General features: G+C 45.7%; 13 protein-coding genes. 6 read left to right on the top strand and 7 right to left on the bottom strand.

All coding sequences use genetic code 11. From position 1 onward, the window contains the following. Positions 1-76 precede the first annotated feature (76 nt). The 3 genes from ACO08K_RS08045 to ACO08K_RS08035 all read left to right on the top strand — a co-directional run bounded on the left by ACO08K_RS08045 (position 77) and on the right by ACO08K_RS08035 (position 2,316). The gene (locus tag ACO08K_RS08045; RefSeq protein ID WP_421795877.1) at positions 77-805 is read left to right on the top strand and encodes a sulfite exporter TauE/SafE family protein; all 729 of its coding nucleotides are present in this window, start codon (positions 77-79) and stop codon (positions 803-805) included. Between the two features lie 61 nt (positions 806-866). Further along, the gene (locus tag ACO08K_RS08040; protein WP_421795876.1) at positions 867-1,472 is read left to right on the top strand and encodes a hypothetical protein; all 606 of its coding nucleotides are present in this window, start codon (positions 867-869) and stop codon (positions 1,470-1,472) included. Between the two features lie 4 nt (positions 1,473-1,476). Next, complete coding sequence (locus ACO08K_RS08035; protein WP_421795875.1) at positions 1,477-2,316, top strand: hypothetical protein; 840 nt, start codon at positions 1,477-1,479, stop codon at positions 2,314-2,316. A 98-nt stretch (positions 2,317-2,414) separates the two neighbouring features. On the opposite strand, the gene ACO08K_RS08030 is transcribed toward ACO08K_RS08035, so the two are convergent. Together ACO08K_RS08030 and ACO08K_RS08025 are read right to left on the bottom strand one after the other, a co-directional pair. After that, positions 2,415-2,708, bottom strand: a complete 294-nt coding sequence (locus ACO08K_RS08030) for a DUF427 domain-containing protein (RefSeq protein WP_421795874.1) — start codon at positions 2,706-2,708, stop codon at positions 2,415-2,417. Between the two features lie 75 nt (positions 2,709-2,783). Beyond that, positions 2,784-3,032, bottom strand: a complete 249-nt coding sequence (locus ACO08K_RS08025; protein WP_421795873.1) for an FUSC family protein — start codon at positions 3,030-3,032, stop codon at positions 2,784-2,786. A gap of 33 nt (positions 3,033-3,065) precedes the next feature. Here ACO08K_RS08025 and ACO08K_RS08020 point away from each other — a divergent pair, with 33 nt between their 5' ends. Together ACO08K_RS08020 and ACO08K_RS08015 are read left to right on the top strand one after the other, a co-directional pair. Continuing rightward, on the top strand, positions 3,066-3,467 hold the full coding sequence (locus tag ACO08K_RS08020; protein ID WP_421795872.1) for a hypothetical protein: 402 nt from the start codon (positions 3,066-3,068) through the stop codon (positions 3,465-3,467). A 43-nt stretch (positions 3,468-3,510) separates the two neighbouring features. After that, positions 3,511-4,926, top strand: coding sequence for an AAA family ATPase (locus ACO08K_RS08015; RefSeq protein ID WP_421795871.1), 1,416 nt, complete (start codon positions 3,511-3,513; stop codon positions 4,924-4,926). Positions 4,927-5,048: 122 nt separating this feature from the next. On the opposite strand, the gene ACO08K_RS08010 is transcribed toward ACO08K_RS08015, so the two are convergent. The 5 genes from ACO08K_RS08010 to ACO08K_RS07990 form a co-directional block, all read right to left on the bottom strand. After that, positions 5,049-5,684, bottom strand: coding sequence for a DUF4304 domain-containing protein (locus tag ACO08K_RS08010; RefSeq protein WP_421795870.1), 636 nt, complete (start codon positions 5,682-5,684; stop codon positions 5,049-5,051). 257 nt (positions 5,685-5,941) lie between these two features. Further along, the gene (locus ACO08K_RS08005) at positions 5,942-7,189 is read right to left on the bottom strand and encodes an NAD(P)/FAD-dependent oxidoreductase (RefSeq protein ID WP_421795869.1); all 1,248 of its coding nucleotides are present in this window, start codon (positions 7,187-7,189) and stop codon (positions 5,942-5,944) included. 128 nt (positions 7,190-7,317) lie between these two features. Next, the gene (locus tag ACO08K_RS08000; protein ID WP_421795868.1) at positions 7,318-8,316 is read right to left on the bottom strand and encodes a 4-hydroxyproline epimerase; all 999 of its coding nucleotides are present in this window, start codon (positions 8,314-8,316) and stop codon (positions 7,318-7,320) included. A gap of 102 nt (positions 8,317-8,418) precedes the next feature. After that, on the bottom strand, positions 8,419-9,867 hold the full coding sequence (locus tag ACO08K_RS07995) for an aldehyde dehydrogenase (NADP(+)) (protein ID WP_421795867.1): 1,449 nt from the start codon (positions 9,865-9,867) through the stop codon (positions 8,419-8,421). Between the two features lie 109 nt (positions 9,868-9,976). Continuing rightward, the gene (locus ACO08K_RS07990) at positions 9,977-10,870 is read right to left on the bottom strand and encodes a dihydrodipicolinate synthase family protein (protein WP_421795866.1); all 894 of its coding nucleotides are present in this window, start codon (positions 10,868-10,870) and stop codon (positions 9,977-9,979) included. Between the two features lie 126 nt (positions 10,871-10,996). Between ACO08K_RS07990 and ACO08K_RS07985 the strand changes: the two genes are divergently transcribed. Next, positions 10,997-11,863, top strand: coding sequence for an AraC family transcriptional regulator (locus tag ACO08K_RS07985; protein WP_421795865.1), 867 nt, complete (start codon positions 10,997-10,999; stop codon positions 11,861-11,863). Positions 11,864-11,969: the final 106 nt, after the last annotated feature.

Genomic DNA, 11,969 nt, shown 5'->3' with positions numbered 1-11,969 from the left:
GCATACTAATTTTGCACCTGCTCTAAAGCTGGTTTGACAGGTATAAAAAATGTCACTCCGCACAAACACGCTAATCATGCAGACCATCGTTCTTTGTCTCGCCGCCTTTTTCGCCAGTATGTTGAATGCGGGTGCCGGAGGAGGAAGTTTCATTACCTTTCCAGCCTTGGTGTACAGTGGTTATTCCCTTACGGCTGCCAATGCCATTAGTACGGTTGCTTTGTTTCCAGGGGCGCTTTCCAGCGCCTGGGGTTTTCGCAATAGTTTGAATGAAACAGTGAGCAAGTTGATCATTTTTGCCATTTTGAGTTGCCTGGGCAGTATTGCCGGAACTTATTTGTTCTTGTGGACCGACGAAGCACAATTGAAAAAACTGATCCCGGGGCTCATCCTTTTTGCAACCGTTTTGATCTATTTTAAAGACCGGATCAAGGGTCTGCAAGCCAAACCTAATCCTTACATCGTCTACCCCTTGCAGTTTTTAGTGGGCATCTATGGCGGGTATTTTGGGGGTGGAATGGGCATCATGATGATTGCGGTGTTCAGCTTGTACGGCATGAAAGATTTTTTGCAAATCAATGCATTGAAGTCTATTCTTGGTTTCTCGATCAACCTGGTGGCAGCCACGATTTTCATCATCCAGGTAGACCTGCCCTGGCCAACGGTGCTGTCGATGATTGGCGCAAGCGTATTGGGCGGATACGCCGGGGCAAGGGTGATGTACCGCTTGTCGGAAAAAACGGTGCGGACCTTTATTGTGGTAGTGGGGGTGGTATCGGCGGTGTTGACTTGGGTGGGGATGTGAGGATGTTTCTAAACCATTGGATCAAATAAATTGTATGCCACAATCGAAGCCAGCTTACCGAATGTCGGTTGCTACAGTTTTGCTGTTTATTTTAAGCGGTCTGTTGCTTAATCAATGCAAGAAAAACTGTAGTGAACAGCAAATGTTGACCAAGTTAAAAAGGCAGAGTGTTCAATTCTATCCTTTCATTGATTCGTTAAAACTGGAAGAACAGCCTCAAAAATACAACCCTAATTATGAGTGTTTGTCATTGGTAAAATTAAACGATCATGCCCCATCAGTTGTGAATGGATTTTGGTACTGTTGGAAAACCCATACGATAGATTCCATTGGGTATGTAAACTTTCATGATTTTTTTGAACTAGAGGGTGTTGATAAATCGAAGGCAATCATCGTAACTTATGCCAATCGGGAAAGGGTTTATTTCAAATTGCTGACTTTTGAAAATGAGGGAATTAAAATCTGGCCATCTTTTTTGGTCTTGGAAAATGAATTGGAGGGCACTTTTTGCCATGAAATAGATTATGACTCCATTCAATTTAAAGGTGACCTGGTGAAGGGGGTATTGGCCTTAGGTGTCAGTTATACTTATCATTCCATTTGTGAAAATGTAGAGGATATAAAAACTGAAAAAACGTTTAAACTACCGTTAGCCAACTTCAACTAATGCCATGGTAAAGCTATTTTTTCTATTTTTTCTCATTTTCCTTACGGCTTGTGGGAGACCCAAACAGCAGAACCCTACCGCCAATTTATTTGTGCCTGAGCTTGTTTTTACCAGTCACAAATCACTTGAAAAGTTTCTCGATAGCCTAGTTGAAACTCCCGGCATTACCTATGCGAAAACGGAACCACAGTGCAGTGCGGATACATTTCCGCTAGGTAACAACAATTTTCGCATTGTCAAAACACTCGGGAGCATCGTGCAGTCCTATCATTATTTTGATTGGGAAAAAAGGAGCCCTTTTGAAAACACAGCGGATAGTTGCAATAGTGTTTTACAATTTGGCAGCCATAAATGGACCGGACATTGCCAGCTTCATATGGAGTGCCCGCAAAAAGCTGAATTCACTTTTCATCAAAGCAAGTTTATCTACCGATTGGGTGTACACATGAATAATTGTTCAGGTAGGATGTGCCGGGTGATTTATTATCCCGTATTTGCAATCAATGGGCAAGACACCAGTTTGCAGGTATTTACCAATGCTGAAGATGTAACTGGTCTCAGATATGGTGATTTCAACCAGGATAAATGCCTGGATTTTTTGGTGGTTGGAAACGGTTTTTCGAGGGAAGATTTAAAAAAATTAACCCACAGATGGGAAATGCAGGCAGGGTTAGATTGCTCAGATGATCAATGTTATAAAATCACCGCACTTACCTTTAAAAATGGCAAATGGACAGCGTTAAAAGACCGCAATGGAAAGCTGTTCTATTTTTTACTCCGGTTAAATAAAGCTTTAAACCCAGATGCTGGTTTTGAACTGCTGGATGCGTATTGGGTGGAATAAAAAAAGTAGTGATATTTTCAGGATTCGCTTATAGCCACCGCAAGAAGGCAGATATGCCTCAAGAAAGTTTTAAGTAGTGCGTTTAACGGCATTGCTGATCATTCTACCTCAGTAATAACTTGCACACCTTTCCAAAAAGCAACACGATTTTTAATTTCTTTTGCCGCTTCCGATGGTTCGGCGTAATACCAAACTGCATTTTCATTTGTTTTGCCATCGACTTCTAACGAGTAATAATTAGCAAGCCCCTTCCAATGGCAACGTGATTGATGACTACTCTCTTTTAAAAATTCTTGTCTGACGGATTCCATTGGAAAATAATGGTTCCCTTCGACTACTACTGTTTTATCACTTTGTGCGATGATTTGATTATTCCAAATTGCTTTGTGCATAGATAGGAATTTAAAGCTTTAAGTACTGTTTTTTAAATTCTGGTAAATGTGGCCCCTCAAACCTCAGCCATGAATTTATGGTAAATTTCGTTCTTTCAATTCTTTTTTCAGCGCTTCATATTGCTTCGGTTTTTTCAAAAAAAGATAAATCAAAAATAAAGGAATCAATGTGAAAAACCCCCAAGCGTTCGCAGCGATACTATAAACTATTATCCCAGCTAAAAATCCAATAAAAAATGCATCGATCAGGGGGGATGGCTTGTTTGCTTTTGCTGCTTCTAGTAGTTCTTTGTCGGTTAATTGAGATAGTTCTTCTTGGTTCATTTGTGTTTGTTTTTTGGCGTTCAATTACTGGTAATGTTCATTACAATAGCAGCCAATGACCAAATCTTGGGCGCTGTTTCGATAGCAATATACGTAAAAACGTCTGTTCCAGGCAAGGCATCCTCGAAGGAAGTTGGCGGCTTGTGGGATAGGATTTACGCCAGGGTGGAGGTGATACTTGCGGGAAATGGTTTAGTTTTTCACCCAAACCGCTCCGGAGCAAACATCTCCAAATCCACACTCACCTTTTCCTCTTCCGCCAATTCCGCCACCAACTTACCCGTACCCGCCCCAGACTTAAGCCGAGCATCAAATGCCCTGCCACAAAGTTTGCGTCAAAATAGCTTTGAATATCGTTTTGATGGAGGTCGTCGATTTGCTCTTTCAACTAAAGTTTTAGCATTTAATCTAGTTTTAGCTAAAACTCAATTTTGAGTTTTAGCTAAAATGACTATATTTGCTTAAACTTTAGTCAGAAATGAACCAGATCATTGGGAGAAAAGCAGAATTAGAAATCCTGCAATCAACTATTGAGTCCACTCAATCGGAGTTCATCGCCGTCACTGGTCGGCGACGGATCGGCAAAACATATCTGGTCAATACTTTTTTCAAAGACGATATTTGTTTTTACCTCACCGGCGTGCAAAACCAGCCGATAAAAGTCCAATTGCAAGCTTTTGCCAGCGAGTTGAGCCGCCGAAAACAATCTTTCGTAAGTGCACCCGCCGATTGGATGGAAGCTTTTGCCGTGTTGAGAGATTATGTGGAAACGGTAAAAACCAAGCGAAAAAAAGTCATTTTTTTTGACGAACTCTCCTGGATTGAAACCCAAAGATCGGGTTTCCTGCAAATCTTTGCCCACTTTTGGAATTCTTGGGCTGCATGGGAAAAAAACATTGTTTTGGTTGTAGCGGGGTCTTCCACTTCCTGGATCATCAAAAAAGTCTACAATGATACGGGCGGACTGCACAATCGAGTGACCAAGCGGATTTGGCTTGAACCGTTTAAATTAGCAGAAACGGAAGCTTTTCTCAAGCAAAGAAATATCGCGCTTAACCGCTATGACATTGCCTTGCTTTACATGACCTTCGGGGGAGTGCCATTTTATCTGAACGAGTTGAAAGCGGGTGAAAGTGCAGCGCAAAACATCGAGCGACTTTGCTTTTCTGATGCTGCACTACTGCAAAACGAATTTGAAAATCTGTACGCTTCCATTTTTCGCCAGGCCGAATTGCATCTTCGGATTGTTCGAACGCTGGCCCGCTCTCCTTATGGCATGGAAAGGGCTGAATTGTTGAAAATGGCCAAAATCGACAATTCAGGTACTGCTACCAAAGTTTTAGAGGAGTTGATCGCGACTGGCTATGTCCACTATTTGCTGCCTTTGGGAAAAAAATCGAACGGCGGCAAATACATTTTGGCAGATTTTTTCTCTCGGTTTTATGTGAATTTTATGGCCAATCGTCAGTCTGCAGATTGGATGAGTCAGATAGAAAGCCATGCTTACAAATCCTGGTGTGGTATTGCTTTCGAATGGCTTTGTCATTTTCATAAAAAGGAAATCCTCAAGGCATTGGGCATTAGTGGCATTCGGACTTCGATAAGTTACCTGACACTTAAAGACGAATCGGGTAAAATGGCCGCACAGATTGATATGCTAATCGACCGTGCGGACAATGTGGTCAATTTGTGCGAAATCAAATTTGCCAATGATGTATACGCCCTTACGAAATCCGAGGCCAACAATATTCGCAATAAAATGACCCAACTACGGGCACAATTGAAAAAACGCAAATCCATTTTTCCGGTGATGATAACGACTTTTGGTTGTGAGAAAAATATGCATTACCTAGGATTGATTCACAATCAAGTTGAGTTGGATGACTTGTTTTGAGGGGTGGATTGCTTGGGTGGATCTAAATTTTCTAGATGTAAAGTTGCCAACGGTTGGCTTACTGCCGTGCCACCGTGCTTGTTGCGGGTTGGCTGTTCGGCGGCATGGATAGCAAGCGGTTGTTATGAGCTGGCTTCTTTTATTATTTCATCAATTACCCCTTTTCTTCCTGACCCGACAACTCCTTCTATGCATGTTTCTCCGAATTGTGCAAAATCTATTGCAGCTTGTTTTTTCCCATTGTTTAAATTAAAAACTGAGCATATTAATGCTTGTGTCATATCTGTCCCTAATAATATTTCTTTCAATTCTCCAGCTTTTAACCTATCAACAGTTGTTCCTAATATTTTATCTTCCCAATTTTCATATTTATCGAAAAACAACTCTAAATTACTATTGAATGCATCTTTCACATCTTGTATCAGTTCATCATAATTAGAGCCTTTTACGGGATAATTCCACCATTCATCCCCTACATGTTTATGCTTCATCAATCTTGTATTAAAGTTCCACTTGTTTAGTTCCTGAATTAATTTACCATACTCTAATGGCTCAAATACAAAATGTACAAGGAGATTGATGCAAAATTTTTCTCCACCACTTGAACCTTGAAATTTTATACTATTACCAATATTAAATTTAGTTCTTGTATAATCGTATCCGCTACCTTTCCATCCCAATTTTCTCAAATAGGGTGCAATTTCTTTGGTAACTATTTTCTTGAAATCTGAGGATTTGATATACCTTGGCGCGTCCATGATTGACTATGTTTATTTTTTTCTAGTTGCCCAATATGTCTCTACCGCAATAGACGACTAAGCAAAACCCGCATTGCATCTTTTACTTAGTCGTCTATTGCGGGTAAGTTCGCTTTGTCCGCATATCATTTTCTCTTGTCTAAGTGGTTTATCTACGCAGTACTATAATTCCCTCACCAGCGAATATAGTAATCAATTATTTACCCAACAAGCAATCATACATTAAATTTCCAAACCATCAATTGCACTTTATAACCCTACCCAAACCGCTCCGGCGAAAACACACCCAAATCCACACTCACCACTTCCTCCTCCGCCAATTCCGCCACCAACTTACCCGTACCAGCTCCCAGGCTCAAGCCCAGCATCGAATGCCCCGTGGCCACAATCACATTCGGCGTTTTTTGGAGCCGCCCGATGTAAGGCAGCCCATCCGCTGAACAAGGGCGGTAGCCGTACCAGATATCCTCCGCTTTGGGTTGGTCCAATTTCAATTGTGGGAAAAAATCACGGGCAGATTGTACAATGCCTTCCACCCGTTTGTAACGCGGCGGGGTGTTGATGGGCGTAATTTCCATAGTGCCGCCAAAACGAATCTGCTCTTCAAAAGGGCTCACGGCCACCCGACCTTCGGTGAGGATCACCGGGCGACGTAGCGGGAAATCGGAAGCATTGGCCAAAAAGGAATAGCCCCGGCCAGCGACCAGTGGCAAGCTCAAATCCAGTTTAGCCGCCATTTCCCGACTCCAGGAGCCAGTGGCCAGCACCACTAAATCAGCGTTATAGGTACCTTTATCGGTTTGCACCTGGGTAATGGCCCCGTTTTGTTTGCTAAAGCCAGTCACCTCAGTATCTACTTGCAGCACGGCTCCATTTTTCAACAAGTATTGCTCCAGGTTTTGCACCAATTGTTCGGGATTGCAGTGTGCATCGCAGCGGAACCAGGTGGCGCCCCGGATGTTCATTTCCACATCGGGTTCGATGGCTTTTACACCATCCTTATCCAGCCATTCCGCGTCAAGGCCGAGATCACGGGCAATCTTGGCGGTTTCCTGAGCATGGTGGGCATTTTCAGCCGTTTGCACCGCTTCCAACATGCCATCGTGGGCATAAAAAAAGTCGAATCCAGGCTCTTTTTTCAATTCCTCATAACAGGCCATGCTGAACATGGCAATGTCTCGCAAGGGGCGCGCCGAAGCCTGCACGTGTTGGGCCGTGGCGCTGCGCATGAACTGGATGCCCCATTGAATCAGCGGCCAACTCAGGCGTGGTTGCACATAAAAAGGACTGCGTGAATTGAGCATCCATTTCAGGCCCTGTGATACGATTCCCGGCGTAGCCAATGGTACGAAGTGGCTGGGACAAATGTAGCCAGCGTTGCCGGTGGAGCAATTGTTGCGGCGGTTCCCTTTGTCGATCACGGTCACTTGCCAGCCTGCACGGCTCAGGTAATAAGCGGAACTAAGGCCAATGATGCCGCCGCCGATGACTATTGCTGTTTTCATGGATAGCTTGAAAGAGTTGAGGAGTTGAGAAGTTGAGGAGTTGAGGGCTGCCGCAGCGATTTTGACAATGTCCTTGTCTAAGTCGCTGCGGCAGCCCTCAACTCCTCAACTTCTCAACTCCTCAACCATTATATTACTTGAAACCCATGCGCATACGGATCATCTTCCGGATCGATGCTGATGGTATTGTAGCCATAAATTCTTGCCCAACCTTCGATGCTGGGGCGAATAGCGGGTTTGCCCGCCAGACTGGTTTCTTCTTCAATGCGCCCGATGAATTGGGAACCGATGATGCTTTCGTGGACGAATTCATCACCCTTCTGCAATTTACCTTGCGTGTACCACTGCGCCATACGCGCCGAAGTACCCGTCCCGCAAGGGGAACGGTCGATCGCTTTGTCGCCATAAAAAACCGCATTGCGGGCGGTGGCATTGGGGTGAATCGTTTTGCCGGTCCACTGGATATGGCTACAGCCGTTGATGGTGGGATCTTCAGGGTGTACAAAACTGTATTGGGCATTGATGCGTTTGCGCAACTCCCGGGCCCAGGCCACCAATTGTTCGGCAGGGTAATGCTCCAAACCTGGGAAATTTTCCTGCACGTCCACAATGGCGTAGTAATTGCCTCCGTAAGCCACATCTACAGTAATTGGCCCCAAACCAGGGCATTCTACTGGAAGTTTTTCGGCAGCCAGGAAGGATTTTACATTGGTCAAACGAACACTTTTGACTTTTTTGCCCTCCTGCACATAGGTGATTTCTACCAAGCCAGCCGGGGCCTCCATGCGGATTTTTCCCGGGGTTTTGGGATTGATCAAGCCATGTTCCAACGCGGCAGTAATGGTACCAATGGTGCCGTGACCACACATGGGCAAACAACCACTGGTTTCGATGAAGAGCACCGCCACATCGTTTTTGGGATCATGGGGTGGATACAAAATGCTGCCACTCATCATGTCGTGTCCCCGTGGCTCAAACATCAGCCCCTTGCGAATCCAGTCGTATTCGGCAAGGAAGTGCTGGCGTTTTTCACTCATGTCTTTGCCCTCCAGTTGGGGGCCACCGCCAGCCACCAGGCGAACCGGGTTGCCGCAGGTGTGGGCGTCAATGCAGAAAAAAGTCCTCATTAGAAATGAAAGATGAGAGATGAGAGATGAAAGATGAGAGATGCTACCGCAGCGTTTTTGACAATGACCTTGTCTACGTCTCTGCGGTAGCATCTTTCATCTCTATTTAGTAAAAACTCCGTCCACCCATCTCCAAATCCCCAACGGATTATTGTCTTGCAATTCCATAGGCAATAAGGCAGCTGGATAATTTTGATAACAAATTGGGCGAGCCCAACGCTTGATGGCGTCGGAGCCTACCGAGGTGAAGCGGCTATCGGTGGTAGCCGGATAAGGGCCGCCGTGTTGCATAGAGGCGACGACCTCAACTCCCGTAGGAACACCATTAAAGATGACACGGCCAGCTCTGGATTGGCCCAACTCAACCAGATCGGCGTTCGCCAGTGCATCAGCATCGGTGGCCATGAAGGTTAGGGTGAGTTGTCCTTCTAAATGCTCGAGAATCTGGGCAATTTGTTGTTTTGATTGGCACTTCACTACGAGGGCGTAAGGGCCAAAAACTTCTTCGTGCAGTTTAGGGTTGGCCAAAAAGGTATCTCCATCCACCAGGGCAACAGCTGCCGTTGGTTCGATGCCGCTAACTTCTTTTGCCGTTTTGCCCAAAACACCGAGGCCTGGCTGTTCCAGGGCAGTATGCAGGTTTTTCTCGTAGGCTGCATGAATACCTCCGTGCAACATCGGCATGGTCGGCAAGCCAGGCACTTCATGGCCAATGGTGCGGAGAAAAACGTCAAGGGCTTCACAATCCTGAGCCAGGATCAAACCAGGTTTGGTACAAAACTGCCCCATTCCCAGGGTAAAAGAAGCCGCCAGTTGTTTGGCCAATGCTTCGGGTTGCGCGGAAAGAATTTCTGGCAACAAAATCACCGGGTTGATGCTGCTCATTTCGGCAAAAACCGGGATGGGTTGTTTGCGCTCGCGGGCGTATTCAACGAGGGCGGTGCCGCCAGCCAGGGAGCCGGTGAAACCAACCGCTTGGGTGAGAGGGTCCTGCACCAGAGCTTTGCCGGTGGCAAAATCGGTGCTATCCACATGCTGTATCGTATGTTCAGGCATGCCACAAGCCGCAATTGCTGCCTGCATCGCGCCAAAGACCAAAGCCGAAGTTTTGGGGTGCCCAGGATGCCCTTTGATTACCACCGTACAACCAGCAGCCAAAGCCGAAGCGGTATCGCCACCAGCAGTAGAAAAGGCCAAAGGGAAATTGCTGGCACCAAAAACGACCACTGGACCCAGTGGGTTGAGCATTTTGCGCAAATCGGGGCGAGGTGGAATCCTTTCGGGTTGAGCAGTGTCGATCACGGCTTCTACCCAGGATCCTTCGCGCACCAGATTGGCGAATAGTCGTAGCTGATTGGCGGTCCGGCCACGTTCGCCCAACAAACGGGCTTCGGGCAGGTTGGATTCAGCCATGGCGGTTTGAATCAGGGTGTCGCCTAATGCCTCAATTTCGCTGGCTATGCGCTCCAAAAATTCAGCGCGCTCAGCATTGCTTTTTTTGCGGTAAACAGGGAAAGCCGTGGCGGCTTGTTGCATGGTTTGTTTGTTCATAGTGGTATGGTTGTAGAGACGCAAGATCTTGCGTCTCAAATATCCAAAATCTTGCGTCTCAAATATCCAAGATTTTACGCATTGGAGACGCAAGATCTTGCGTCTCTACCTAGGGTCTTGCTGCGATTCCATCCCGGATCACCTTCAAAATGCGGTCTCTTTCTGCACCTTCAAGGGTCAAACGGGGGGCGCGTACATATTCGGAACCAATCCCCACTTCTTGTTCAGCCAGTTTGATGTACTGTACCAGTTTGGGGTGGAGGTCCAACTCCAACAAAGGTAAGAACCAGCGGTAAATGGTCAAGGCTTCAGCCAACTTTCCTTCTTTCACCAAGCGATAAATGGTACAGGTTTCGGCTGGGAAGGCACAAACCAATCCAGCTACCCAACCATCGGCACCCAGTACCAATTCTTCAAGTGCCAGGGTGTCTACTCCGCACAGGATTTTTAGGCGATCGCCAAAACGATTGACCAAACGGGTCACATTAGAAACATCACGAGTCGACTCTTTGACGGCGGTAATGTTTTTTTCTTCAATTAAAGCAGCAAACATGTCCAGGGTGATTTCAATTTTGTAATCAACCGGATTGTTGTACAGCATGATGGGGAGATCGGTAGACTGGGCTACGGCGCGGAAAAACGCGGTGGTTTCGCGATCATCGGCTTTGTAGCGCATTGGAGGGAGCAACATGAGGCCATCGGCACCCCATTTTTCGGCCAACTGAGCCTGGCGCACTGCCTCACGGGTAGAACCTTCAGCAATGTTGAGCACAACTGGGGTTTTGCCTTCCAGTTTTTCCTGTGAGAATTTGACCAAGGTTTCTTTTTCGGCCTCGGTGATGGTGCTGGCTTCACCCAGGGAGCCGCCCAAAATGATTCCGTTTACCCCACCATCAACCTGTGCTTGCAGGTTTTTGGCAAAGAGCGGCAAATCCAATTCATCCTGACTATTGAATTTGGTGGTAAGCGCCGGAAATACGCCCTTCCATTCAAATGCGTTCATGTGCTAATTTTTGACAAAGATAGGCCGCTGAACAAAGCTAAGCTTGACGGGATTTGGCCAAAAACTAACTTTTTTTAACCATTATCGCTCTATTTGCTTTATTTTGCTGGTAAAAAACGTTTTAATTTGAAAGTTATTCCTTTTACCATTCCGGTTAGCGGGGAGCAGTCCATCATCATTCAGGAAGATCGGGAGCCGCATTTTTATCCCCATTTGCACCAGCACCCTGAAATTCAACTCACCTGGGTACGCGAGGGGAATGGCAACTTACTGGTAGGGGAGCAGGTGCATCGTTTTCAGACAGATGATGTTTTTTTGATTGGCGCCAATCAAGCCCATTTGTTCAATAGCGACCCAGCTTATTTTGACCCGGATTCGCACTTATCCATTCACGCGCTTACCCTGTTTTTTGATCCACTTCAGGTAGGCAAAACCTTGGCGTTGATTCCTGAGTTAAGTGGGATGAAGGCATTGTTAAATGGTTTTGATCGTGGGATCAAAGTGGGATCAAGTACAAAAGGCAGGGTCATCGAATTGATGTTGCGGATTCAGGCTGCTCATGCACTTAAACGGGTAGCTTTTTTCCTGGAGTTGTTAGAGTGTTTGACTACCGAGCAGCCCGCTTTTTATTTGAGTCAACAAACCCCATTTGCCATTTCGGAGAGTGAAGGCCAACGGATGAGCACGGTATTTCAATATTTGCTCAAACATTATGCCGATGAACTGGATTTGGAAAAAGTAGCGGCCCTGGTCCACCTTACCCCACCCGCCTTTTGCCGGTATTTTAAAAAACATACCCGCAAAACTTTCACTGTTTTTCTCAATGAAATCCGCATCAACGCAGCTTGTCGAATCCTGAAAGAGGAACAACTGTTATCCGTTGCAGCTATCGCATATTCAACGGGTTTTAACAATATTCCTCATTTTAACCGCACTTTCAAACGGGTTACAGGCCAAAGGCCCAACGATTGGCGAAGAGAGAAGTTTCGATGATTTTGTAAAAATTGTTACAATAGATAGATACTTTTCCTACAAATGACGACGTTAACATTTCATTCAATCCAGCCTGCCTGACACTTTATCTGTTTTTTCCAGCCAA

The sequence above is a fragment of the Haliscomenobacter sp. genome, assembly GCF_965225875.1.
Classification (GTDB): Bacteria; Bacteroidota; Bacteroidia; order Chitinophagales; family Saprospiraceae; genus Haliscomenobacter.
The sequence above is the reverse complement of the archived record's forward strand: the minus strand, read 5'-3'. Positions and strand labels throughout refer to the sequence as shown.